The sequence below is a fragment of the Streptomyces sp. Xyl84 genome (genome assembly GCF_059731885.1).
Genome location: NZ_AP029182.1, coordinates 3,271,122 through 3,295,507, shown reverse-complemented (window position 1 = coordinate 3,295,507; position 24,386 = coordinate 3,271,122). Strand labels below are relative to the sequence as shown.

22 protein-coding genes and 1 pseudogene are annotated in these 24,386 nt (G+C 73.7%); 11 read left to right on the top strand and 12 right to left on the bottom strand.

Annotation, left to right across the window (positions count from 1 at the left end; all coding sequences use genetic code 11):
• Positions 1-3: 3 nt before the first annotated feature.
• Positions 4-609, top strand: coding sequence for a GTP cyclohydrolase I FolE (folE, locus tag AC6I72_RS14220; RefSeq protein WP_498001132.1), 606 nt, complete (start codon positions 4-6; stop codon positions 607-609).
• 43 nt (positions 610-652) lie between these two features.
• Here the strand turns inward: folE and AC6I72_RS14215 are convergent, their stop codons facing one another.
• From AC6I72_RS14215 to AC6I72_RS14190, 6 genes are all read right to left on the bottom strand, one after another.
• Positions 653-1,141 (bottom strand): DUF3180 domain-containing protein, encoded by a 489-nt coding sequence (locus AC6I72_RS14215; protein ID WP_498001130.1) that lies wholly within the window; start codon positions 1,139-1,141, stop codon positions 653-655.
• 119 nt (positions 1,142-1,260) lie between these two features.
• A complete protein-coding gene (gene folK / locus AC6I72_RS14210) occupies positions 1,261-1,872 on the bottom strand; it encodes a 2-amino-4-hydroxy-6-hydroxymethyldihydropteridine diphosphokinase (protein WP_037850493.1) in 612 nt (203 codons plus the stop codon).
• Entirely contained in the window at positions 1,869-2,228 is a 360-nt protein-coding gene (folB, locus tag AC6I72_RS14205; RefSeq protein ID WP_037850491.1) for a dihydroneopterin aldolase, read from the bottom strand. Before folB ends, folK begins: the two co-directional genes overlap by 4 nt.
• Before the next feature lie 248 nt (positions 2,229-2,476).
• On the bottom strand, positions 2,477-2,980 hold the full coding sequence (locus AC6I72_RS14200; protein WP_498001128.1) for a nuclear transport factor 2 family protein: 504 nt from the start codon (positions 2,978-2,980) through the stop codon (positions 2,477-2,479).
• Positions 2,977-3,888, bottom strand: coding sequence for a dihydropteroate synthase (gene folP / locus AC6I72_RS14195; protein ID WP_498001126.1), 912 nt, complete (start codon positions 3,886-3,888; stop codon positions 2,977-2,979). Before folP ends, AC6I72_RS14200 begins: the two co-directional genes overlap by 4 nt.
• Positions 3,889-4,135: 247 nt before the next feature.
• On the bottom strand, positions 4,136-5,974 hold the full coding sequence (locus AC6I72_RS14190; RefSeq protein WP_498001125.1) for a phosphatidylglycerol lysyltransferase domain-containing protein: 1,839 nt from the start codon (positions 5,972-5,974) through the stop codon (positions 4,136-4,138).
• A gap of 203 nt (positions 5,975-6,177) precedes the next feature.
• Here AC6I72_RS14190 and AC6I72_RS14185 point away from each other — a divergent pair, with 203 nt between their 5' ends.
• Both AC6I72_RS14185 and AC6I72_RS14180 read left to right on the top strand, forming a co-directional pair.
• Complete coding sequence (locus AC6I72_RS14185; RefSeq protein ID WP_498001123.1) at positions 6,178-7,302, top strand: alpha/beta hydrolase; 1,125 nt, start codon at positions 6,178-6,180, stop codon at positions 7,300-7,302.
• 235 nt (positions 7,303-7,537) lie between these two features.
• On the top strand, positions 7,538-8,794 hold the full coding sequence (locus AC6I72_RS14180; protein ID WP_498001122.1) for a coiled-coil domain-containing protein: 1,257 nt from the start codon (positions 7,538-7,540) through the stop codon (positions 8,792-8,794).
• A gap of 255 nt (positions 8,795-9,049) precedes the next feature.
• On the opposite strand, the gene AC6I72_RS14175 is transcribed toward AC6I72_RS14180, so the two are convergent.
• The gene (locus AC6I72_RS14175; protein ID WP_498004690.1) at positions 9,050-10,585 is read right to left on the bottom strand and encodes a PH domain-containing protein; all 1,536 of its coding nucleotides are present in this window, start codon (positions 10,583-10,585) and stop codon (positions 9,050-9,052) included.
• Between the two features lie 86 nt (positions 10,586-10,671).
• A complete protein-coding gene (locus AC6I72_RS14170; protein WP_498001121.1) occupies positions 10,672-11,175 on the bottom strand; it encodes a PH domain-containing protein in 504 nt (167 codons plus the stop codon).
• Positions 11,176-11,206: 31 nt separating this feature from the next.
• On the opposite strand from AC6I72_RS14170, the gene AC6I72_RS14165 reads away from it, so the two are divergent.
• Positions 11,207-12,358 (top strand): NADH-quinone oxidoreductase subunit D, encoded by a 1,152-nt coding sequence (locus AC6I72_RS14165; RefSeq protein ID WP_366725343.1) that lies wholly within the window; start codon positions 11,207-11,209, stop codon positions 12,356-12,358.
• Here the strand turns inward: AC6I72_RS14165 and AC6I72_RS14160 are convergent.
• Positions 12,323-13,402 (bottom strand): SAM-dependent methyltransferase, encoded by a 1,080-nt coding sequence (locus tag AC6I72_RS14160; RefSeq protein ID WP_498001119.1) that lies wholly within the window; start codon positions 13,400-13,402, stop codon positions 12,323-12,325. The two genes, AC6I72_RS14165 and AC6I72_RS14160, sit on opposite strands and share 36 nt — an antisense overlap.
• Before the next feature lie 118 nt (positions 13,403-13,520).
• On the opposite strand from AC6I72_RS14160, the gene AC6I72_RS14155 reads away from it, so the two are divergent.
• From AC6I72_RS14155 to AC6I72_RS14145, 3 genes are all read left to right on the top strand, one after another.
• Entirely contained in the window at positions 13,521-14,726 is a 1,206-nt protein-coding gene (locus tag AC6I72_RS14155; protein ID WP_037850470.1) for a sensor histidine kinase, read from the top strand.
• Positions 14,727-14,867: 141 nt separating this feature from the next.
• Positions 14,868-15,539: a response regulator gene (locus AC6I72_RS14150; RefSeq protein ID WP_037850468.1), complete on the top strand. Its 672-nt coding sequence runs from the start codon at positions 14,868-14,870 to the stop codon at positions 15,537-15,539.
• Positions 15,540-15,570: 31 nt separating this feature from the next.
• The gene (locus AC6I72_RS14145) at positions 15,571-16,203 is read left to right on the top strand and encodes an AAA family ATPase (protein ID WP_498001118.1); all 633 of its coding nucleotides are present in this window, start codon (positions 15,571-15,573) and stop codon (positions 16,201-16,203) included.
• An 81-nt stretch (positions 16,204-16,284) separates the two neighbouring features.
• Here the strand turns inward: AC6I72_RS14145 and AC6I72_RS14140 are convergent.
• A pseudogene (locus tag AC6I72_RS14140) lies at positions 16,285-17,288 on the bottom strand (IS5 family transposase).
• A gap of 73 nt (positions 17,289-17,361) precedes the next feature.
• Positions 17,362-18,468, bottom strand: coding sequence for a DUF5937 family protein (locus AC6I72_RS14135; protein WP_037850464.1), 1,107 nt, complete (start codon positions 18,466-18,468; stop codon positions 17,362-17,364).
• A gap of 181 nt (positions 18,469-18,649) precedes the next feature.
• Here AC6I72_RS14135 and AC6I72_RS14130 point away from each other — a divergent pair, with 181 nt between their 5' ends.
• Positions 18,650-18,913, top strand: a complete 264-nt coding sequence (locus AC6I72_RS14130) for a hypothetical protein (RefSeq protein WP_498001116.1) — start codon at positions 18,650-18,652, stop codon at positions 18,911-18,913.
• A 37-nt stretch (positions 18,914-18,950) separates the two neighbouring features.
• On the opposite strand, the gene AC6I72_RS14125 is transcribed toward AC6I72_RS14130, so the two are convergent.
• Positions 18,951-20,255, bottom strand: coding sequence for a threonine aldolase family protein (locus AC6I72_RS14125; protein ID WP_498001115.1), 1,305 nt, complete (start codon positions 20,253-20,255; stop codon positions 18,951-18,953).
• A 160-nt stretch (positions 20,256-20,415) separates the two neighbouring features.
• On the opposite strand from AC6I72_RS14125, the gene AC6I72_RS14120 reads away from it, so the two are divergent.
• The 3 genes from AC6I72_RS14120 to AC6I72_RS14110 all read left to right on the top strand — a co-directional run bounded on the left by AC6I72_RS14120 (position 20,416) and on the right by AC6I72_RS14110 (position 24,384).
• Complete coding sequence (locus tag AC6I72_RS14120) at positions 20,416-21,372, top strand: Rossmann-like and DUF2520 domain-containing protein (RefSeq protein ID WP_498001113.1); 957 nt, start codon at positions 20,416-20,418, stop codon at positions 21,370-21,372.
• Between the two features lie 253 nt (positions 21,373-21,625).
• Positions 21,626-22,654, top strand: a complete 1,029-nt coding sequence (gene panC / locus AC6I72_RS14115; protein ID WP_498001111.1) for a pantoate--beta-alanine ligase — start codon at positions 21,626-21,628, stop codon at positions 22,652-22,654.
• A complete protein-coding gene (locus AC6I72_RS14110; RefSeq protein ID WP_498001109.1) occupies positions 22,651-24,384 on the top strand; it encodes an L-aspartate oxidase in 1,734 nt (577 codons plus the stop codon). Before panC ends, AC6I72_RS14110 begins: the two co-directional genes overlap by 4 nt.
• Positions 24,385-24,386: the final 2 nt, after the last annotated feature.

The following is a 24,386-nucleotide window of genomic DNA, read 5'->3' as shown; positions in this document are numbered from 1 at the left end:
CACATGACCGACCCCGTGACGCTGGACGTCGAGGGAGCCATCGGCGAGTTCGACGAGAAGCGCGCCGAGAACGCCGTACGCGAACTCCTCATCGCGGTCGGCGAGGACCCGGACCGCGAGGGCCTGCGGGACACCCCGGCGCGGGTGGCGCGGGCGTACAGGGAGATATTCGCGGGGCTGTGGCAGAAGCCGGAGGACGTCCTGACGACGACGTTCGACCTCGGCCACGACGAGATGGTGCTGGTGAAGGACATCGAGGTGTTCTCGACCTGCGAGCACCACCTCGTGCCGTTCCGGGGGGTCGCGCACGTCGGCTACATCCCGGCCGGCAGCGGGAAGATCACGGGCCTGTCCAAGCTGGCCCGACTCGTGGACGTCTACGCCCGCCGCCCGCAGGTGCAGGAACGACTCACCACCCAGATCGCCGACTCGCTGATGGAGATCCTGGAGCCGCGGGGCGTCATCGTCGTCGTCGAGTGCGAGCACATGTGCATGTCGATGCGGGGCATCCGCAAGCCCGGCGCGAAGACCATCACCTCGGCGGTGCGCGGCCAGCTGCGGGACGCGGCGACGCGCAACGAGGCGATGAGCCTCATCATGGCGCGCTGAGCGGCAGCGCCGCGCTGCCGCCGTACGGCTGAGGGCCGGTGGTTCAGGCCACCGGCTCGGCGCCGCCGTGGTCCTCGTCGTCGTCCTCGGGGAGCTTGCAGACCCGTTCGAGGAAGAGGGCGGCCGCTATCACCGCGAGGCCTGTCAGGACCGACGCGCCGGCGTAGATGGCCTGGTCGCGGCGGGTGGGCAGGTCGAGCAGTTCCAGCAGGAAGACGCCCGCCCCGCCGTACATCCCGGCGACCAGGGCCGCGACCAGGGCGCTGGCCTGGCCGAAAACCACCGCGCGGGCGGCCATCAGCGGGTCGACGCCCTTGGCACCGGGGCGGCGCTCGCGCTGCGCCCTGAGACGGGCGCGCAGCGAGAGCGCCGTGGACAGCAGGACCACGGCGATCAGGGCGAGGACGATGGGGGCGGCCAGGGGGACGCTGGGCAGGGTCCCCACCGCGTTCCACAGGCGGGCGCCCGCCCAGGACAGCACTCCGGCGACGACGAACACGCCCGCCAGCACCCTGATGCGCAGCTCTTTCACGGTGTCCCTTCAGCTCCCCCGGACCGTGGTCGGGCGTCCCGGCGACTCGTCGCGGCCCGGCCGCGGACCGGCCGTGCCGTCCCTGGACCGGGCGTCTGGATCTTCCTCGACCTTAACGACTACTCGGGCAGCCGGAGTTCCAGGTCCGCGCGCGGTGCCACGCCCGTGCGCGTCACCGCCGCCAGCAGGCCCGCCACCGCGCCCCGGCCGGGGAGCAGGGCCTCGGGGTCCACGTCGTGCCACGGCGCGAGGACGAAGGCGCGTTCGTGCGCGCGGGGGTGGGGGAGGGTGAGGACCGGGTCGTCAGAGACCACGTCCGCGTAGGAGACGATGTCGACGTCGATGGTGCGCGGGCCCCAGCGCTCGTCGCGGACCCGGTGGAAGGCCTCCTCGATGGCGTGCGCCCGCTCCAGCAGGGAGGACGGGGGCAGCGTCGTCTTGAGGACCACCACCGCGTTGAAGTACGACGGCTGGGTGCCGGGCTCCACGCCCCACGGCTCCGTCTCGTAGACCGGGGAGACGGCCTTGATGCGGACGCCCGGGGTGTCCTCCAGGGCGTCGACGGCCCCCTGGAGGGTCTCCAGGCGGTTGCCCAGGTTGGAGCCGAGGGAGAGCACGGCCCGTTTGGGGTTGCTGAGCGTGGTGTCGGCGGCGTCGACCTGCTCGACGACGGAGGCGGGCACCGGCTGGACGGTCGGGTCGCTGTGACCCTGGAGGAAAGGTCGGGTCATACTCGGCTCCGGGTGATGGTGACGGTCACGTCGTCGAAGGGGACGGTGATCGGGGCGTCCGGCTTGTGCACGCAGACCTCGACCTCCTGGACCCCTTCGTGCTTCAGACAGGTCTGGGCGATGCGCTCGGCGAGCGTCTCGATGAGGTTCACCGGCTCGCCCTCGACCACGGCCACGACCTCCTCGGCCACGATGCCGTAGTGCACCGTCTTCGCCAGGTCGTCGTCGGCCGCGGCCTGCCGGGTGTCCACGCCCAGGACGAGGTCGACGAGGAAGGTCTGGCCGTCCTCGCGCTCCTTGGGGAACACACCGTGGTGCCCGCGGGCCTTCAGGCCGCGCAGCGCGACACGATCCACGCGAATCACTCCTGCAGTCGTCGGTGCGGTCGGTTCGTACCGCGTGCGGGCGGTACACCGGCCTTTCGACGAATCTACCTGCGGGCACCGACATCGCCGGGACACGGGGGCGCCGGGGCGAGCCGGGCCGGGCAGGTGCCGTCCCGCGTTTTCCCTGGCGAACCGGGCCGCTCACGGGCCGGTGCCCGCCTGTGGCCCCGGGCCCGTGATTCCGGACACTTCTGCGTCCGTGCCCGTCACCTACCCGTTCAGGACGGTGACCCGTCCTCCTCGTCACCGTCGTTTTCGGCCAGAACGGGGGAGGCGTGGTGGGACCAGAGCTTCCAGCCGAGAGGGGTGCGCCGGAACACGTTCGTGGCGACCACGAGCTGTCCCACCAGCGGTCCCAGCTCGTCGCCGTCGTCGGGCGCGGGACCGCCGCTGAGGATGTTCTCGGTGCACGTCACCAGGGCGGTGTCACCGGTGACCGAGACGTGCACGTCGGTCAGGAAGAACTGGATGTAGTCCGTGTTCGCCATGATCAGCGCGTAACTGCGCAGCACCTCGCCGCGGCCGGTGAGGACCGGCCAGCCGGGATGCACGCAGGAGATCACGCCGGTGTCGGCGGGGTCGTGGTACTCCTCGTCGACGCCCAGGTGGGAGGGGGTGAGCCAGAGGGAGGTCAGCTCCTCGAAGTCGCCCTGCTCCAGAGCCTCGTAGAAGGCGGTGTTGGCCGCCTCGACCTGTTCGACATCGGTGTGGGGGGCGCTCACCGGGCTCCTTCTGGGGAGCGGGCCGGGTCCGCCGGGCGGGCTCCCGCGGTGCGCGCCTCTTCCACGGCGCGTGCCACCCGTACCGCGTCCGCCGTGGCGCGCACCTCGTGCACGCGCACCGCCCACGCGCCGGCGTGCGCAGCGAGCGCGGAGACGGCGGCCGTGGCGGCGTCCCGCTCCCGGGCGGGCGGCGGCGCGCCCTCCGGGCCGGCCAGCACCCTGCCGAGGAACCGCTTGCGGGAGGCGGCGACCAGCACGGGGTGGCCCAGGCCGCGCAGGCGGTCGAGGTGGGCCAGGAGCGTCAGGTCGTGCCCGGCGTCCTTGGAGAAGCCGAGACCGGGGTCCACGACGACGCGGTCGGGGGCGATCCCGCCCTCCAGAACGGCCTCCACGCGCGCGTGCAGCTCGTCGACGACCTCGGTGACCACGTCGGCGTAGACGCCCTGGACGGCGCCGCCCTGCAGGAAGCCGCGCCAGTGCATGACGACGAAGGGCGCCTGCGCGTCTGCGACCACGGGGACCATGGCGGGGTCGGCGAGGCCGCCGCTGACGTCGTTGACCAGGGCGGCGCCCGCCGCGAGCGCCTGCTCGGCGACCTTCGCGCGCATGGTGTCGACGGAGATCGTGACGCCCTCGGCGGCCAGACCGCGGACGACGGGTATGACGCGCCGCAGCTCCTCGTCCTCGTCGACGCGGGTGGCGCCGGGGCGGGTGGACTCGCCGCCGACGTCGACCAGGTCGGCGCCCTGTGCCACCAGGTCGAGGCCGTGCTTGACGGCGATCGTCGTGTCGAACCAGCGGCCGCCGTCGGAGAAGGAGTCGGGGGTCACGTTCACGACCCCCATGACCGCGCAGCGGTCCCATGCCGGTAGGCCCGCCACTCGGCCGCGCCCGCTCTGGTTGCTCATACGTTCAGCGTAGGCCCCGCATCCGGCGGCGACCCCGCTGACCCGAGGAGAGGCCGCGGGCGCGGACGAGGCGGTCCACGGGCACGGACGCGGCCCGGGCAGCCGCCGCCTCGGGTCGGGGAGGCGGGCGGTCGCCCGGGCCGCGTCGGGGACGGGCCGTGCCGGGCGCGGCCCGCTCGGGGGACGGGCCGCGCCGGCGGCAGGCCGGATCGGTGTCAGGCCCCGCGGATGCCGGGCCGGGTGGACGTCAGGCCGCGCGGACGTCCCGTTCTGCCACCGCGTGCGCGCACGGGCGCTGGGCGGCGGAGCGGCGGCGGCGCAGGAAGCGCGGCATGGGCAGGGCCAGGTTGACGAAGCCCTCCGCCTGCATGGCGGCGAAGCCGATGCGGACGAGGTCGGAGGAGGAGCGGTAGACGACGAACCGCGGCTCCCAGCGGGGCTGGAACTTGGCGTTGAACTTGTACAGCGACTCGATCTGGAACCACCGGGAGAGGAACACCAGCAGCCCGCGCCAGGCGCGCAGCACCGGGCCCGCCCCGATCTTCTCGCCGCGGGCCAGGGCCGAGCGGAACATCGCGAAGTTGAGCGAGACCCGGGCGATGCCGAACTTCGGGGCGGCCTGGAGCGCCGCCACGATCAGCAGTTCGTTCATGCCGGGGTCGGCGGAGCGGTCGCGCCGCATCAGGTCCAGGGAGACGCCGTCCTGGCCCCACGGCACGAAGTGCAGGATCGCCTTCAGGTCGCCGTACTCGCCGATCTCGTCGTCCTGCTTGTGCGCGGTGGCTATCAGGCAGTCGCCGTCGGCGGGATCGCCGATGCGGCCGAGCGCCATGGAGAAGCCGCGTTCGGTGTCGGTGCCGCGCCAGTCCTCGGCGGCGTTGCGGATGCGCTCCAGTTCGGCGTCGCCGAGGTCACGGATGCGCCGCACCCGCGTTTCGTAGCCGGCCCGTTCGATGCGCTTGACCATCTGACGGACGTTGCGCATCGCGCGTCCGGCGAGGGAGAAATCCGCGACGTCGACCACCGCCTCGTCGCCCAGCTCCAGGGCGTCCAGGCCGGTCTCGCGGGTCCACACCTCGCCGCCGGTCTCGGAGCAGCCCATCACGGCGGGCGTCCAGGAGTGGGCCTTGGCCTCGTCCATGAAGCGCTCGATGGCGCCCGGCCACGCCTCGACGTCACCGATCGGGTCGCCGCTGGCGAGCATCACACCGGAGACGACGCGGTAGGTCACCGCGGCCTTGCCGCTGGGGGAGAACACGACCGCCTTGTCGCGGCGGAGCGCGAAGTGGCCGAGCGAGTCGCGGCGGCCGTGCTTGGCGAGCAGGGCGCGCAGCTGGACCTCGTCCTCCTCGGTCAGGCGGGCGGCCGGGTGCTCGGGGCGGAAGGCCAGGTAGATGGTGGTGACCGCGGTGATCCAGCCCAGGGCGCCCAGGGAGAAGGCGACCGTCCAGGAGGTGTTGCCCTGGTAGTCGATGGGGCCCTCGAAGCCGAAGAGGCCGTACACGACGTGGGTGAGCCGGTCCGCGACGCTCGGGTCGCCGACCATGCGGTGCGTGTGGACGCTGACGATGAGCATGCCCAGCGCCAGCGAACCGGCGCTCATCAGCACGAAGTTGGTCAGCGCCCGCCACCTGCTGCGCGGGTCGGGCAGGGCCGAGAACTCCTTGCGGTGCATCAGCAGCGGGCTGAGCAGCGCCAGGGCGATGACGACGCCGACCACGGAGTGCCGGTAGACGAACTCGGCGGCCGCGCCGGCCGGCAGCAGCACCACGGCGGCGCGCCAGGCGCGGCGCTTGCGCCGGCGCAGACCGTGCGCGAGGAGCAGCAGGAGTACGCCCGCGCTGAGGGAGAGGGCCGCGGCGAACGGGCCGAAGGAGCCCGGCAGTACCTCGGCCCAGGCGTGCATCCGGCTGTGCCGGAAGCGCGGGAAGACACCCGCCGCGATGTCCAGGAGGCCCACGACCGCGCAGGCCCTGCCGATCAGCGTGGGGACGGCCTCGGCGCGCGGACCGCGCAGTATGCGCTGTACCCGGCTCGATCGGCTCGGAACCCCGCCCGGCTTTTCCCCATCTATCCTGACAGACATCGCATCCCATAGTTCTGCGAGAGACCTTGAATCCGGTGCCGATCCGGGCATCCGGCGACATTGCGCCCTCTAGGACGGTGTCTGGGGGAGGAAGGTTCACTCCCCACCCGGAATCCGGGTCAAAGGCCAGGGAAAGCCCGGGGCAAGCTCGCGCCAAGGAGGTGCCGGCGGGCCGGGCATCGAGTGCAGGCAGGAAAGAGCTCATGGGTCTCACGAGCAAGAAGGTGCTGGTACTGGCGGTGCTGTTCGCCGTACTGCTGTTCGTCGCCACGGTGTGGCTGTGGCCACGCCTGGCGCGGCGCAGCTGGCCGTCGGTCAGCGGGCGGGTCGGCATCCTGCTGGTCACGCAGGCGGCGATCTTCGCCTGCGTCGGCCTGGCCGCCAACCAGGCCTTCGGCTTCTACGCGAGCTGGGCCGACCTGTTCGGCCAGGAGACCGACCAGGGTGTCGTCGTCGACCACGCCGCGAGCGGCTCGACCGGCCCGCTGCGGGTGGTGGGCACGCAGCAGGTGCAGCTGGCCGGCGGATCCCGGCCGCAGCTGACCGGGCAGATACAGAAGGTCGACGTCGTGGGCCGTACGTCCCACATCGCCTCGCCCGCCTTCGTCTACCTGCCGCCGGAGTACTTCCAGCCGCAGTACCGCACGCGCACGTTCCCCGCGACCGTCGTCCTCACCGGCTACCCGGGCACCGCCCAGGCGCTCATCAGCAAGCTGAACTACCCGCGCACGGCGCAGGAGCTGGCCAAGGAGGGCCGGATGCAGCCGATGATCCTGGTGATGCTGCGGCCGACGGTGGCGCCGCCGCGCGACACCGAGTGCGTGGACATCCCGGGCGGCCCGCAGACCGAGAAGTTCTTCGGCCGTGACCTCCCGGACGCCGTGGGCGCCCACTACCGGGTCGACAGGAAGCCGGGCGGCTGGGGTGTCATCGGTGATTCCACGGGCGGTTACTGCGCGCTGAAAATCGCCATGCACTATCCCGCGGTGTACGGCGCGGGTGTGGGTCTGTCGCCTTACTACAAGGCGCCGATCGACCCCACGACGGGTGATCTCTTCCAGGGCGACAAGAATCTGAAGAATCGCGCCGACCTCGGCTGGAGCGTCAAGCATCTGCCGGCGCCGGACACTTCCCTGCTCGTCACCAGCAGCAGGCAGGGCGAGTCCAACTACAAGTCCACGCTGAAGTTCATCGACGCGGTCAAGGCGACGAAGAAGACCCGTATCTCGTCGATCATCCTGGACAGCGGCGGTCACAACTTCAACACCTGGAAGCGGGAGATCCCGGCGAGCCTGCAGTGGATCAGCGCGCGGCTGGCCGAGCGCTGAGCCCGGGCGGGAGCGATCCCCGCGAGATCTCCGCGAGGGAGTGGACGATGCCAGGAATGATCTTGAAAAGCGTCCGGAGTTCGGCCGGACTCCGCGTTGTACTCGGGCGGAACTCGGCTGTGTACGGGCGCGGATGCGGAAGGGGAACTCCTGATGCCCTGTGAAGGTTTCGGTACGGCCGCCTTTTTGCGGGGCGGCCCACCACGATTCGCCTACGCGCGGTAAGTTTCTGGCCATGCCACGTGGACGTCACCGCCATTCCCCTCCCTTGCACAGGCTGTTGCCTCCCTCGGCGATCGCCGGCGTCTCCCTCGTCTGCGCCGTGGGCCCCTGGGTGTTCACGGCACCGGTGGTCCTGCGCTCCCTCGCGGCGGCCGCCGCGGTGACGGCGATCGCCGGTGCGGTCGTCCTGCGCCGCTGGGACACCCAGGCGGGCCGCAAGGTGGCCGACCTCGCGCGCGCGCGGGCGAGCGACGAGTGGCGCTTCGAGGAACGCGTCGCCGAACTCGAGTCGGACCTGGAGGAGTCGCGCGAACTGCGTGCGCGCCTGGATCAGAAGCTGCGCGCCAAGCGGTCGGAACTGGCGCGGCTGCGCAACGAGCACGCGGCGCTGCTGCGGCGGTACGCCACGGCGGAGACCGAGCGCGCGAGCGCGCTGGAGGGCCGCCGCCTGCTGGAGCTGGAGGCCGGGGCCGACCTGCCCGCGCTGCCGGCGGCCCCGAGCCGTACCGCGTCCGCGCAGGGTGCGCCCGTGGCGGCGGGATCCGCCGGGACCGGGTCCGCGCCGAGCGGGTCTGCGGACGCCGGTCCGGCGGGGGCGGGTCCGGCGGGGGGCGGGCCGGTGCGGGACGGGTCCGCCGAGGCCGGTTCCGCGGAGGAGGTGCCGGCGGCCGTGGCTCCCGCCGTGTTCTCCCCCGAGGGCTCGGAGCTGTTCGCGCGGGCCGTGGCCGCGCTGGCGCGGTTCGGCACGGAAGGCGGCCGCACGGAACACGCGGCCGCGAAGACGGAGGCGGCCGCCGGGGCCTCCCGTACGCCGGCGTCCGCCGAGACCGCCGGCCATGATGAGGCCCCCGCGCGGGAGGACGATCCACAGGGGAAGTCCGAGGCGGGCGGCTCGGCGGGGGCCGTGCCGGGCGCCTCGGTCCGGCAGCCCGCCGGCCACTACGCCGTGCCGACCGCCGTGGCCGTCGTGCCCCCCGCGCCCGCCCGGCGTCCGCTGACCGAGGGCGGGTTCGACTTCTTCGGTGCGAAGAAGGGGGCGCCGCCCGCCGCCCTGGAAGCCGTCCAGAACGAGGACCTCGCCGACGTCGTCGGCCCGGAGGCCCTCGCGCTGCACAAGGCCGAGGCAGAAGCCGAGGCCGGGGCGGAGACCGCGGACAAGCCGGCCGGCGAGGGCACCGAGGCCCGCGCCGCCGGTCAGGTCATCGACCTGACCGCCCACGACGAGACGGAACAGATCGACCTCCAGGACCTGCGCACCGCGGTGTCCTGAGAGGACCGGGAGACGCGGACGGCGAGGACGCCGCACGGCCGCAGGGAGCGGGAGCGAGCAGGAGAGAAGCGGTAAGGGGCGTGGCACAAGGGGCCGCGCCCCTTACCGCTGCCTGGTCTCGGTCTGGATCCCGGTCTGAGTCGCGATGACGGTCTGGATCCCGGTGTCGGCCTGGAACTCGGCGCCGGTGTCGGTCTCGGTCTCGTTCTGGGCCCCGGTCTCGGTCTGAGTCCCGGTGTCGGTCTGGATCCTGGTCTAGGTCTGGGACTCGGTCCCGGTCTGGATTCCGGTCTCGGCCCCGGCCACGTCCCCAGCCTCGGCCTCGGTCTCGGCCCCGGCTCCGGCCTCTGTCCTTGCCGTGCTCCGGGTCATCCAGCGGTCCGGCCGGGCGCCGTGGCGTCCCGTGCGTGACCGTTCGGCCTGCGCCCGCAGCAGCCCCGCCGCCTCCTGCACGTCCCGCAGCCGTGCCGTCACGGTCTTGTTCGCGCCCGTGTCCACGTGCACGTCGGCGACCCCCCAGAGCCGCTTCCAGGGTCCCTGGGTGAGCCGTACGCTCTGCACCTTGGCGTGCGGGACCAGCGCGAGCCGGCGCCGCAGCACTCCGTGCCGGGCGGCGAACACCGCGTCGGTGACGGCGACTCCGTACCCCCTCCACCGCACCGGCGCGCACCAGCGGGCGCTCCGGCGCGGCCTGGCCAGCGAGCCGGCCTCCGGCACCGTCACGCCCGGCAGCACCCGCGCGATCACCGACTCGGCGATCTCCCGCGGCGCCACCGGCAGCAGCACGGAGTTCGACGATCCCGCCACGTCCAGTTCCACCCGGACCCAGCCGCGCCCGCGCCCCGCGCCGGCCGGCGCGGGCGACCTCCAGCACCGCCACAGCAGCGGCTCCACGATCCGTACGGTCTGCACCCGTCCCGGCGGCACCGTCTCATGGGTGCGGTCCAGCAGACCCCGGTCGATGCGCAGCCCGTCGGGCGACTCGCTCACCGTCCAGTCGTAGGCGGCCACGAAGCGCCCCACGCTGCTCGTCACGGCCCCGCCGAACAGGGGCAGGGCGGTGGCCAGCACGGTCCACAGGCTGTGGGTGGCCAGCCACAGCAGGGACGGCACGACGAGGGCGGCGACCAGGGAGCCCCAGGTCGCGCCGACCAGCAGCAGCGAGACCGCTATCACGCGCGCGGGAACACGGACGAGCTCCCGCGCGGGCGCCTCGCCGACCTCCCGCGCGGCCTCGGGGGTGAAGCCCGCGGCCCGGGCGAGGAGTTCGGCGCGCAGGGCGCGGGCGTCCTCCTCGCCGAGGAAGGCGAGTTCGTCCTTCTTGTCGGTCCCGACGACGTCGAGTTTCAGCTTGGCCACGCCCGCGACCCGTGCGAGCAGTGGCCGGGTGACGTCGACGGCCTGGATGCGCTCCAGCCGGATGTGCGCGGTGCGGCGGAACAACAGCCCGGTGCGTATGCGCAGTTCGGTGTCGGTCACCGCGAAGTGCGTGAACCACCAGGACAGGAACCCGTAGAGGGCGGCGGCTCCGACGAGTGCCGCGAGCCCCGTCAGCAGCCAGGCGGTCGTGAGCCTGGTCAGCTGCTGGTGCGCCTGTCCGGGGTCGTGCACGGCCCAGCCGGCGAGCACGGCGACCGGTGCCCACGCACGGCGCAGCGGTGTCACGGGGTGCAGCCGCCGCTCACCGGCGGACGGTCCACCGGCCGGGCCGCCGACGCTGGATCCGCCGGCCGGTTTTCCGAGCGTCGTGCCGCCTCGCCCGCCGACGGACCCGGCGGCGGGTGTGGCCATGGAGGTGGCCGGACCGGCGGCCGCGGGCTCGTCCGCGGGTGCGGCCGCCCGGTCCCTGCTGCCGGGCTCCTCGCCCCCCGCCGCCGTCACAGTCCCGCCGATCGGGCCTCGCCCAGCTCGGTGAGCCGGTCGCGCAGCCGCTCCGCCTCGGCCGGGTCGAGGCCGGGGATGGTCGCGTCGGTGGCGGCGGCGGCCGTGTGCAGTTGCACGGTGGCCAGGCGGAAGCGCCGTTCGACGGGCCCGGAGGTGACCTCGACCAGCTGCATCCGCCCGTACGGCACGACGGTCTCCTCACGCCACAGCACGCCCCGGCTGATCAGCAGGTCGTCGGCGCGCTCGGCGTACCGCCAGGAGCGCCAGTTGCGCCCCAGCAGCACCCAGCCCCAGGCCATCACGGCGAGGGGCAGCACCGCGAACGCCGACCACACCGGACCGGCCAGGGCGCCGGGCACCGCGGCGGCGGCCACGGCGGCCGTGCCCAGCCACACCACCAGCAGCATCCGCCGCATGCGCAGCAGGCCGGGCGGCAGCGCGCTCCACACCGTTTCGTCCCCGGCCGTCCGGTCGTCGTGCGGGCTCCCCGTTTCCATGGGGCAAGCGTACGTAGGGGAGACTGGGGCCATGACTCCCACGACGGAGACCATGGTCGGGATCGGCGGTGCCGCGGAGAGCACCGACATGGTGCTCAACATCGGGCCCCAGCACCCGTCCACGCACGGTGTGCTGCGGCTGAAGCTGGTATTGGACGGCGAGCGCATCATGCGCGCGGAGCCCGTGATCGGCTACATGCACCGGGGCGCGGAGAAGCTGTTCGAGGCGCGGGACTACCGGCAGATCATCATGCTCGCCAACCGCCACGACTGGCTGTCGGCGTTCTCCAACGAGCTGGGCGTGGTCCTCGCCGTGGAGCGGATGCTCGGTATGGAGGTCCCCCCGCGCGCGGTGTGGACGCGCACGCTGCTCGCGGAGCTGAACCGGGTGCTGAACCACCTGATGTTCCTCGGCTCCTACCCGCTGGAACTGGGCGGCATCACGCCGGTCTTCTACGCCTTCCGGGAGCGCGAGGTCCTGCAGAACGTCATGGAGGAGGTCTCCGGTGGCCGGATGCACTACATGTTCAACCGGGTCGGGGGCCTGAAGGAGGACCTGCCCGCCGGGTGGTCCACGCGCGCGCGTGCCGCCGTGGCCGCCGTGCGCTCGCGCATGGACGTCTTCGACGACCTGGTGCTCGGCAACGAGATCTTCCGGGGGCGCACGCGGGGCGTGGGCGCGCTGACGCCGCAGGCCGTGCACGCCTACGGAGTGAGCGGGCCGATCGCGCGCGCCTCGGGGGTCGACCTCGACCTGCGCCGCGACGAGCCGTACCTGGCGTACGGGGAACTGGCGGACGTCCTGAAGGTGGTCACCCGGCAGGAGGGCGACTGCCTGGCCCGCTTCGAGTGCCTGCTGGAACAGACCCACAACGCCCTCGACCTCGCCGACGCCTGTCTGGACCGGCTGGCCGCCCTGGAGCCGGGGCCGGTCAACCAGCGGCTCCCCAAGGTCCTCAAGGCCCCCGAGGGGCACACGTACGCCTGGACCGAGAACCCGCTCGGCATCAACGGCTACTACCTGGTCAGCAAGGGTGAGAAGACGCCGTACCGGCTGAAACTGCGCTCGGCGTCGTACAACAACATCCAGGCCCTCACCGAGCTGCTGCCGGGCACGCTGGTGGCGGACATGGTGGCGATCCTCGGGTCAATGTTCTTCGTGGTCGGGGACATCGACAAGTAGGGCCGCCGCGTCCGTCTCCGGGAGGCCCACCGGCTGCAGCAGCCAGCCGAAGTCGCCGAGACCGCCCGCCGCGGTGAGCTCCGCGGCCTCCCCGGCGCGCGCCAGGGCGCGTACGTACTCCGCGGGACGCGTGGAGGCAAGGGTGAGCGGGGGGCGTGCGCCGGTGATGCCGAGGGCGCGCAGTGCAGCGCGCTGCGTGAGCAGGCGCGCGGGCGGGAGCGGCGACCGAGCGCCGTCGGACCCGCCCGGCTCCGGGGGCGTGCACGCGGCGCACGCGTCCAGGGCGACGTGCGCCGTGATGTCGCAGGAACCGTCCGGCACGGGCCCGGTCTCCCGTCCCTCGCGGAACCCCGTGAGGGTGCCGAACGGCGGCCGGGCGCCCGCCACGTGCGCGTAGTCCACGGCGACCGCCAGGCCCCGCTCCACGCACGAAACGGCCCCGGCCCAGGCGTCGTCCCGGGGCCGGCCGATCTCCGCCCGCAGTCCTTCCTCGGCGGGCAGCGGCCACCACCGGGCCAGCCACCGGGCGTCCGCGCCCGCCACCGGCTCCCCGAGCCGCTGCGCCCCGTCCCGGCGTACGAGCACACGCCGGGGCACGCCCGCGGAGTCCACCTCCGCCACCTCCACCGGCACGTTGTCCAGCCACTCGTTGGCGAACAGCAGCCCGGTGACCCGCCGGGGCGGTTCGCTCAGCCACTCGATCCGGTGATCGAGCCCGGGCGGCCGTGCGGCGATCTCGACGGCGTGCACACGCGCGCGGGAGGCCACCTGCGCGGGCAGCGCGGCCAGCACCCCGGCGGCCAGTTCCCCGCGCCCGGCCGCCATGTCCACGAAGCCGAGCACCGCCGGGTGCCCGAGCACCTCGTCGACCCGGCACAGCAGCCGCGCCACGGCCGTCGCGAACAGCGGCGAGGCGTGCACCGACGTACGGAAGTGCCCGGCCGGCCCCTCGGGCCGCCGGTAGAAGCCGTCCGGTCCGTACAGGGCGGCCTGGGCCGCCGCGCGCCAGCCGCGCCATTCGTCCGCCCTCGTGTCGTCCGCCACCCCGCCAGAGTAGGCGTACAGGTGATCACGGCCTCCACCTTGCGGAGTACGCGCGGGGAGCGCGGATCGGCCCTCCGGTTGACCCATGCACCTATCACACTTCCCTACTCTGGGTTACGTGCAGCGTCTCTATGACTTTCTCCGCAGGCACCCGGCATGGGTCGACGGCTTCTGGGCCCTCGTCCTGCTCGGGTTCTCCGGCCTGGGCGCGGTGAGTGTCGACGGGACGCCGGGCCACCACGGATCGGTCCCCGCGGCGCTGGCGGTGTCCGCCGTGCTGAGCGTGGTGGTCGCGCTGCGCCGCCGCATGCCGGAGAAGATGGTGCTGCTTGCGGCCGCGACCGGCGCGGCGCAGCTGGTGCTGGACATCGAGACGACGGTCGGCGACTTCGCCATGCTGGTGATCATCTACACGGTCGCCGCCATCGGTGCCCGCTGGGCCTCCCGGTTCGCCCTGGCCGGCGGGATGAGCGCGGCGACGCTCGCGCAGATCCGCTGGCCCGAGCAGCACTCCAGCGCCGCGGGCAATGTCGCGATAGCGATCTTCACCACCGTGCCGTTCGTCCTGGCCTGGGTGCTCGGCGACTCCATGCGCACCCGTCGCGCCTACTTCGCGCAACTGGAGGAGCGGGCCGCCCGCCTGGAGAAGGAGCGCGAGGCGCAGGCCAAGGTCGCGGTCGCCGCCGAGCGCGCCCGTATCGCGCGCGAGCTGCACGACGTGGTCGCCCACAACGTGTCGGTGATGGTGGTGCAGGCCGACGGCGCCGCCTACGTCATGGACGCCGCGCCCGACCAGGCAAGAAAGGCCCTGGAGACCATCTCCTCCACCGGCCGCCAGGCGCTCGCCGAGATGCGCCGCCTGCTGGGCGTGCTGCGCACCGGCGAGCACCAGGAGGGCGGCGAGTACGTCCCGCAGCCCAACGCCGAGCAGATCGAGGACCTGGTCGAGCAGTGCCGGGGCTCCGGCCTGCCGGTCGACTTCCGGGTCGAGGGGACGCCGCGCCCGCTGCCCAGCGGCGTCGAGCTGACCGCGTACCGCATCGTGCAGGAGGCGCTCACCAACACCCGCAAGCACGGCGGCCCGAACGCGGGTGCGAGCGTGCGTCTGGTGTACTTCGACGACGGCCTCGGGCTGCTCGTCGAGGACGACGGCAAGGGCGCCCCGCACGAGCTGTACGAGGAGGGCGGCGCCGACGGACAGGGGCACGGCCTGATCGGGATGCGAGAGCGCGTGGGTATGGTCGGCGGCACGCTGGACGCGGGCCCGCGCCCCGGTGGAGGCTTCCGTATCAGTGCGCTGTTGCCGCTCAAGCCGGCGCACTGACGGCGCACCGACGCCGACGCGCGCCCCGGCCGGCGCGCCGCACACCCGCTCCTACCAGCCGCCCCGCCCGCCCACCGCCACCGCCACCGCCCCGGCCCTGCGCCGCCCGCCCGCGGCCACACCTGACGGAAGAGGACCCCCATGACGATCCGCGTGATGCTCGTCGACGACCAGGTGCTGCTGCGCACCGGATTCCGGATGGTGCTCGCCGCCCAGCCGGACATGGAGGTCGTCGCCGAGGCGGGTGACGGCGTGGAGGCCCTCCAGGTGCTGCGGGCCACCGCGGTCGACGTGGTGCTGATGGACGTGCGCATGCCGAAGCTGGACGGGGTGGAGACCACCCGCCGCATCTGTTCGGAGCCCAACCCGCCCAAGGTGCTGATCCTGACCACCTTCGACCTCGACGAGTACGCCTTCTCCGGGCTGAAGGCGGGCGCCTCCGGGTTCATGCTCAAGGACGTGCCGCCCGGTGACCTGCTCGCAGCGATCCGCGCCGTGCACAGCGGTGACGCCGTGGTGGCGCCCTCCACCACGCGCCGGCTGCTCGACCGGTTCGCGCCGATGCTGCCCGCGGGCGGGCAGGAGCCCCGGCACAAGGAGCTGCAGCGGCTCACCGAACGCGAGCGCGAGGTGATGATCCTGGTCGCGCAGGGCCTGTCCAACGGAGAGATCGCCGCCCGGCTGGTGCTGTCCGAGGCCACGGTGAAGACCCATGTGGGCCGCATCCTCACCAAACTGGGCCTGCGCGACCGCGTACAGGTGGTGGTCCTCGCCTACGAGACGGGTCTGGTCCGGGCCGGCGGTCACGGCTGAGGGCCGGCCCGGGCGCCGGTAGGGTCTGCGCATGCTCCTGTGGATCAACGGCCCCTTCGGGGGCGGCAAGACACAGACCGCACATGAGATCCACCGCCGCCTGGCGGGCAGCGTCATCTGCGATCCCGAGCACCTGGGCTTCGGCCTGCACCGCATGCTGCCGCCCGCGCAACGGGGGGACTTCCAGGACCTGGTGTCCTGGCGGCAGGGCGTGGTCGAGGTGCTCGACCTGGCCCTGACCGGGCACGACGGGGTGGTGATCGCCCCCATGACCGTCACGGACCCGCGTTACTTCGCCGAGACCGTCGGACGACTGCGCGAACTCGGTCACGACGTACGGCACTTCACCCTGCTCGCGGAGCGCGGGACGGTCCTGAAGCGGCTGCGCGAGCGCGGCCTCGGCCACCTGCTCCCGAACGCCGCCGGGAAGAACACGGGCCCGCGCCGGGAGAGCTGGGCCGTCCAGCGGCTCGACCACTGCCTGGAGCGGCTGCGGGAGCCGGAGTTCGCCGAGCACCTGTGGACCGACCGCACCAGTGTGCCGAAGACCGCGGACCGCATCGCCGTCCTGGCGGGCCTGACCCTGCGGCCCCACACCGGCGGCCCGCTGCGCACCCGGCTGCGGCAGGCGGGGGTCGGCATGCGGCACATCCGGTTCGACTGACCGCGGACAGGCCGGCCCGACCGGTCCGGTGCCGGCCGTTCGGACCGTCTCCGTACGGCTAGGGCGCGTATTCGGTTGTGATCAAGGGGCTGCTCGTGTGAGGTCCTTGATCCAGATCACGGAGGCCCGGAGGTGGAGTCCGGCGAGGTAGCTCGCCGGGGTCTTGTCGTAGCGGGTGGCGATGCCTCGCCATGCTTTCATCCTGTTGATCGCCCGCTCGACGGTGTTCCGTTCCTTGTAGAGCCCGGTGTCGTGACTGACGGGCCTACCGCCTCCACTGCCCTTCTTCTTCCGGTTGGCGGCCTGGTCCTTCTTTTCCGGGATGACTGCCTTGATACGGCGTTTGCGCAGGTAGGCGCGGTTGCCGCGAGACGAGTAAGCCTTGTCTCCGGCGACTGCGTCCGGCCGGGTGCGGGGGCGGCCGACGGGCCCGCGCACCCGCACCTTCTTCAGGACGGGGATGAACTGTGGGCTGTCGGCTGCCTGGCCCGCGGTCAGGATGAACGCCAGCGGGCGGCACTTGCGGTCGGCGGCGAGGTGGACCTTGCTGGTCTGTCCGCCCCTGGAGCGTCCGAGGAGGGCGGCCTTCAGCCGGAGTTTGTGCCGACGCCGGACGCGTCGTCGTTCTTCCCGCGCGGGACCGCTTTCGGTCTCCTGCCCTGTTTGTTCTTCGAGGCCGCCCCCTTTGACCTGGCCTTCTCCTCCTCGGCGGCGGCTTTCTCCAGGGCAGTGACAACGTCCTCACCGAGGTGCATCCCGGCCGCGTCGTGGTGGGCACGGGTGGTGGTGGAGTCGATGCTGACCAAGGACAGGTCCACCTCACCGCGCTTCGCGGCTTCCGCGATCAGGCCCTCCAGCAGCGCCTCGAAGACCCCGGCGTCACGCCACTGCCGGAAGCGGTTGTGGACGGTCGACCATGCACCGAATTCTGTCGGCATCTCCCGCCACTGGCCGCCCGTCTTGAACCGCCAGATCACGCCCTCGAACTGCTGCCGCAGCCGCTCGGGGTACGGGCCGTACTCGCCAATCGGCAGGTACGGCTCGATGAACTCCCACTCCGGGTCAGTCAGTTGCACTCGTGTCACGTACGACGGTCTACCGGACCAGACCATGCCACGAAGGCACATCCCGCAGATTGATCACGACTCGATACGTGCCCTAGCGGAGTATCCCTTCCAGGAAGTCGCTGCCGAGCCGGGCCACCATCGCCACGTCGAGCTGGTGGTAGACGTACCGTCCGCGGCGCCGGGTGGTGACCAGGCCCGCCTTCTTGAGCACGCTCAGGTGCCGGGATATCTCGGGCGCGGTCATGCCGTGCACCTGTGTCAGCTCGCTGGTGGTGAACGCGCTGCGGGCCAGGCTGCGGCACAGTCTCATCCGCACCGGGTGGGACAGCGCGGACATCCGCAGGGTCAGCTGCTCCACCGAGGGCGGGGCGGACAGCTCGGGGGAGGCGGCCGGGTAGTGCAGCACCGGCTGCCAGCCGTGGCGGTGCAGGACCATCAGGTGCGGCCAGCCCAGGCTCGTCGGTATCAGCAGCAGGCCGCCGTCCGCGGTGGCCGTACGGCCGTCACCGAGTTTGTCGACGGTGATCCGGCCGGCCGCCTCGTCCAGCTCGACCGCCGGGGACACCGCGGCCAGCGCCTCGGCCAGGCCCCGGCGGCGCAGCAGCTCCGTCTTGTGCCGGGCGTCCGCCGCGAGCTGGTGGCCCAGCCGGGACCAGGTCTCCGCGAAGAACGCCTCGTCGCAGTCCTGGAGGAACTGCCGCAGCCACGCCCGGATGAGCGGCGGATCGGCCAGCAGGCGCTCGCTGAAGCGCACCTGCTGCGGCCCGCGCGCCGCGGCCAGCTCCAGCGCCCGCCGGCGCAGCCCCGCGTCGGTGAGCGGGCCGGCGCCCGGTTCGCCGTAGGGCAGGGCGCAGGTGAACTCCAGGGCGGCGTCCACGAACTGCTCGTCGGACAGCTTGTCGAGCAGGTCCAGCTCCTCGGCGAGGGACTGGCCCGGCAGCGCCGTCCGGCCCGGCAGGCCCGCGCAGGGCAGGAACAGGTCGGAGAACGTCGTCCGCCACAGGAAGTCCGCCTCGCACATGCGGTCGGCGAGATGCGAGTCGAGCCGGGCGGTCACGCCCGTGGCCCAGCCCTGGAGGCCCGGGTGGTGCCCCGGCTCGGACAGCGCGTGCAGCGCCATGCCCAGCTCGGCCAGGGGCGAGGGCACGGCTGCGGCCCTCTCCGGCCGCAGCCCCGTGATGTCGATGCGCACGCTCATGCCCCCATGGTGCACGCCGCCACCGACAACGCCGTCCCCGATTGACGGCCGACGTCAATCGGCGGGACATCACGCGGGCACCGGCGCAACCTGGAGCGGACCGGGCAGCCGCGGAGCCCGTCGCCGGTCGTTCCCTGCCGTGCCCGTTCCTCCCCCTCACGTCCCCAGAAGGCGATACGCCATGAGCATCACCGAGCAGTACTTCCTCGACGTCCACCGCGCCCGGCAGCACGGCGAGCCGGAGCCCCCCGCGCCGGGACTGCACGACCGGAAGGCGCTCCGCGAACTGCGCGAGGAACGGCGCTTCCGCGCGGTGCTCGCCGGGCGCCCGGCCCGCGGACGGCTGCGCCTCGCGCTGCGCCGGCGGCCGCGTCCGGCCGGACGGCGACGGCCGGCCCTGCTCCGCGGCCGGCGGCTGCACCGGCCTCGCCCCAGCGGTTGCTGACCTTCCGCGTCCGCCGTGCCTCCGGCACGCCAGGCACCTACTGCCCCTTCTGCTCCTCCCGCACCTCCCGCAGCCGTGCGACGAAGTCGGCGACGGCCGCCCTCACGTCGTCGGCCGTCCACTCCAGGCCGGCGGCACGCACGGTGACCTCGGTGAAGGCGAGCCCGGGGCCGCCGCGGTCCCAGGGGCGGGCCAACAGCAGGGTCCCCGTCGCCTCGGCCTGGCGCACCGCCGCCTCGGCGAGCACGTCCGCGTCGTACGGCAGCCAGACCTGGAACTCGTGCGTGTGCGGCACCTCGGGATGCACGCGGAACCAGGGCACCCCGGCCGCCGTGAAGCCCTCGCGCAGCGCGGCGGCCACCACGCGCGCGTGCCGCACGTACGAGGGCAGCCGGGGCAGCTCCCGTTCGAGCCCGGCCAGCGCCGACAGGGCGGTCGGGAACTGCTGGAAGACCGTGCCGCCGTACCGGTGCCGCCAGGCTTTCGCTTCCTCGATCAGCTCGCCGGGCCCGGCGAGCACGGCGCCGCCGAGGCCCTCCAGGGACTTGTAGAGCGACACGTACACGCTGTCGGCCAGGTCCGCGATCTCCGCCAGCGACCGCCCGAGATGCTCGGTGGACTCCCACAGGCGCGCCCCGTCGAAGTGCACCACCGCCTCCCGCTCGCGCGCCACCGCGACGATGTCGGTCAGCTCCTGCCAGGAGGGCAGCACGAAACCGGCGTCTCTCAGGGGCAGCTCCAGCATCAGCGTCCCGAAGGACTCGTCCAGGCCGCGCACCTCGTCGGCGGTCGGCTGCCGCGGCTCGTTCGTCACCCGCACCGGGCGCAGCCCGGAGACCTGGCTGAGGGCGTGGCGTTCGTGCACCTCGGGGTGGGAGAGGGCGTGCAGGGCCACGGCCGGGTTGCCGGTACGGGCCGCCCAGCAGCGCAGGGCGACCTGCTGTGCCATCGTGCCGGTCGGGAAGAAGGCGGCGGCGTCCTTGCCGAGCAGCGCGGCGACCCGGCCCTCCAGGGCCTCGACGACGCCGCTGCCGTAGAAGTCCCCCAGCTCGTCGAGGTCGTAGACGTCCCGCGCCCGGTCCAGGTCCGCGAGCCGCTCCCGGAGCGTGCCCAGGTACCCGGAGCGCGAGAGCACGCGCTCCGCGCCCCGGCTCACGGCTATGCGCCTCTCCCGCAGCCGCTTGCGCCGTTCCTCGTCCCACACCGGCTCCTCCGGGCGTACGTCCCGCCCGGTGCGCTCCCGTCCCGCGTCGCCGGGCCCTGCCGGGTCGTGTCCCGCCCGGCCCTGTCCCGCCGGACCCTGTCCTGCCTGTTCCGTGCTGTCGCTCATGCCGTGGATCATCCCGCGCGCCGAGCGCGGCGGGTACCCGGTTTCCGTCGCCGGGCCGCCGTGGCGAAACCCACAGCCTGTGGACAACCGGACGCCTCCCGCACCGATAGCGTTAACATGACGAGAAATCGTCCGGTACCCGGAGCGGACTGGAACGGAAGGCCACTGCCGCGTGAGTACAAGCCAACAGCCAGACCCCAGGGACCGCCCCGCGCGGCTCACCGTCGGCGTCGTCGGCGCCGGGCGGGTGGGCCCCGCGCTCGCCGCCTCCCTCCAGCTCGCGGGCCACCGGCCGGTGGCCGCCTCGGGCGTCTCCGCCGCCTCCAGGCGCCGGGCCGACCTGATGCTCCCCGGTGTCCCCCTGGTGCCGCCCGCCGAGGTGCTCCAGCGCGCCGACCTGGTCCTGCTGACCGTCCCCGACGACACCCTGCCGGCTCTCGTCGCGGGCCTCGCCGAGACCGGCGCCGTCCGGCCGGGCCAGCTGCTCGTGCACACCTCCGGTCGGTACGGCGCCAAGGTGCTGGACCCGGCCCTGCGCGCGGGCGCGCTGCCGCTCGCCCTGCACCCGGCGATGACCTTCACCGGCACCCCCGTGGACGTGCAGCGGCTGGCCGGGTGCTCCTTCGGCGTCACCGCCCCCGAGGAGCTGCGGCTGGCCGCCGAGGCCCTGGTCATCGAGATGGGCGGCGAGCCCGAGTGGGTCGCCGAGGACATGCGGCCGCTCTACCACGCGGCGCTCGCCCTGGGCGCCAACCACCTGGTGACGCTGGTGGCGCAGTCCATGGAGCTGCTGCGCGACGCCGGTGTCGGGGCCCCCGACCGGATGCTCGGCCCGCTGCTCGGCGCCGCCCTGGACAACGCCCTGCGCTCCGGCGACGCGGCACTCACCGGCCCCGTCGCGCGCGGCGACGCGGGCACGGTCGCGGCGCACGTCGCCGAGCTGCGCCGGCACGCCCCGCAGACCGTCTCCGGCTACCTGGCGATGGCCCGCGCCACCGCCGACCGCGCCCTCGCCCACGGCCTGCTGAAGCCGGAACTGGCCGAGGACCTGCTGGACGTCCTGGCCGGAGGAACCGACGCGGCCGGCGGCCCCGGCCGGACCGGCGGCGGCGAAGGGGATGCCCGATGACCCGCGCGGGGCACTCGGCGAACCGGACGGCACCGCGCCCCACGACTGCGCGGACCGGCCGAGCGGCGCCAGGGACCACCCCGCCAGGGGCCACGGCACCGCGCCCCACGACGGCGCGGGCCGGCCGAGCGGCCCCGCGGGCCACGGCACCAGGGGCCACCGCACCGCGGCCCACGGCACCGCGGACAAGAGCACCGGAGTACGCACAGGAAGGCCGCCCGGTGACCCCGGCGCCCGAGAACGGAGACGCCCGATGACCACCACCCTGCTGCGCACCTCCGACGAGCTGCACGCGCGCGTGCGCACCGGCCGCCGTGCCGTCGTGATGACCATGGGCGCCCTGCACGAGGGCCACGCCACCCTGATCCGCGCCGCGCGCGCCCTCGCCGGCGGCGACGGCGAGGTGGTCGTCACCGTCTTCGTCAACCCGCTCCAGTTCGGCGCGGGCGAGGACCTCGACCGCTACCCGCGCACCCTGGACGCCGACCTCAAGATCGCCGAGCAGGCGGGCGCCGACGTGGTGTTCGCGCCCTCCGTCGAGGAGGTCTACCCCGGCGGCGAGCCGCAGGTCCGGGTCACCGCCGGACCCATGGGCGAGCGACTGGAGGGCGCCTCGCGCCCCGGTCACTTCGACGGCATGCTCACCGTCGTCGCCAAGCTGCTGCACCTGACCCGCCCCGACGCGGCCCTGTACGGCCAGAAGGACGCCCAGCAGCTCGCCCTGATCCGCCGCATGGTGCGCGACCTGAACTTCGGCGTGGAGATCGTCGCCGTCCCCACCGTCCGCGAGGACGACGGACTGGCCCTGTCCAGCCGCAACCGCTACCTCTCCCCGCGGGAACGGCAGACCGCTCTCGCCCTCTCCCAGGCCCTCTTCGCCGGCCGCGACCGGCACGCCGCCCAGGAGGCCCTGCGCGCCCGGGCCCGTGAAGTGCCCTCCACGCGCGCGCGTGCCGAGGCGCTGAGCGCGCTGGGGGAGTCCCGCGCGGCAGCCGACGCGGCCGCCGTCGCCAAGGCGTCCCCCGGCGCGGCGGACGCCGTCCGCGCGGCGGCCCGGCTGGTCCTCGACGAGGCCGCGCGCCTGGACCCGCCGCTCGAACTCGACTACCTGGCCCTCGTCGACCCGTCCGACTTCACCGAGATCGGGGACGACTTCACCGGCGAGGCCGTGCTCGCCGTCGCCGCCCGGGTCGGGGCGACCCGCCTGATCGACAACCTGCCCCTCACCTTCCAGAACCCCGGGACCCCCGGGCCCCGGGAACCCCTTGGAGCCGCCTCGTGACCAGCACAGGCATACGACTGCACGCGCCCGCGCCCGGGTGGTCCATCGCCGCGGACGTCGTGGTCGTCGGCTCCGGTGTCGCCGGCCTGACCGCCGCCCTGCGCTGCGAGGCCGCGGGCCTGACCACCGTCGTCGTCACCAAGGCCCGCCTCGACGACGGCTCCACCCGCTGGGCGCAGGGCGGCATCGCCGCGGCCCTCGGCGAGGGCGACACCCCCGAACAGCACCTGGACGACACCCTGGTGGCCGGCGCCGGCCTGTGCGACCAGGAGGCGGTACGGATCCTCGTCACCGACGGTCCCGACGCCGTACGGCGCCTGATCTCCACCGGGGCGCGGTTCGACACCGACGACGAGGGCGGCATCCAGCTCACCCGCGAGGGCGGCCACCACCGGCGCCGCATCGCGCACGCGGGCGGTGACGCGACCGGCGCCGAGGTCTCCCGGGCGCTCGTCGACGCGGTCCGCGCGCGCGGGGTGCGCACCGTCGAGAACGCGCTCGTGCTGGACCTGCTGACCGACGCCGAGGGCCGCACCGCCGGCGTGACCCTGCACGTCATGGGCGAGGGCCAGCACGACGGCGTGGGCGCCGTGCACGCGCCCGCCGTGGTCCTCGCCACCGGCGGCATGGGCCAGGTCTTCTCCGCGACCACCAACCCGTCCGTGTCCACGGGCGACGGCGTGGCGCTCGCCCTGCGCGCGGGCGCGGAGGTCTCCGACCTGGAGTTCGTGCAGTTCCACCCCACCGTGCTCTTCCTCGGCGCGGACGCCGAGGGCCAGCAGCCGCTCGTCTCCGAGGCGGTGCGCGGCGAGGGCGCCCACCTGGTCGACGCCGACGGCGTGCGGTTCATGGTGGGGCAGCACGAACTGGCCGAGCTGGCGCCCCGGGACATCGTCGCCAAGGGCATCACGCGCCGCATGCAGGAGCAGGGCGCCGCGCACATGTTCCTCGACGCCCGGCACTTCGGGGCCGCGATGTGGGAGCACCGCTTCCCGACGATCCTGGCCGCCTGCCGCGCCCACGGCATCGACCCGGTCACCGAGCCGGTCCCGGTCGCCCCGGCCGCCCACTACGCCTCCGGGGGCGTGCGCACCGACTCCTGCGGCAGGACCACCGTGCCCGGTCTGTACGCGTGCGGAGAGGTCGCCTGTACCGGCGTCCACGGCGCCAACCGGCTCGCCTCCAACTCCCTGCTCGAGGGGCTGGTCTACGCCGAACGGATCGCCGCCGACATCGCACGGGAGCGGTCCGAGAACGGCCTGCACGCGCGCGTGCCGCAGCCCGTCGCGCACGCCGGGCAGCCCGCGCACCCGCTGCTCGCCCCCGAGACCCGGTTCGCGATCCAGCGCGTCATGACCGAGGGCGCGGGTGTGCTGCGCTCCGCCGCGTCCCTGGCCACGGCCGCCGAGCGGCTCGAACAACTGCACGCCGAGGCCCGTGGCGCGCTGGAGGAGAACGGCAAGACCGCCGAGCCCGGCGTCGACACCTGGGAGGCCACCAACCTCCTGTGCGTGGCCCGGGTTCTGGTCGCCGCCGCCCGGCTGCGGGAGGAGACCCGCGGCTGCCACTGGCGCGAGGACCACGCCGACCGCGACGACGCCCGCTGGCGCCGCCACATCGTCGTACGGCTGAACTCCGCGCGTACGCCCCTCGTGCACACCACGGACACCGCAGACTTCCCCCCGACCCGCCCCGGGGCCACCGCGCCCCGCCGTCCCCAGGAGCAGTGACA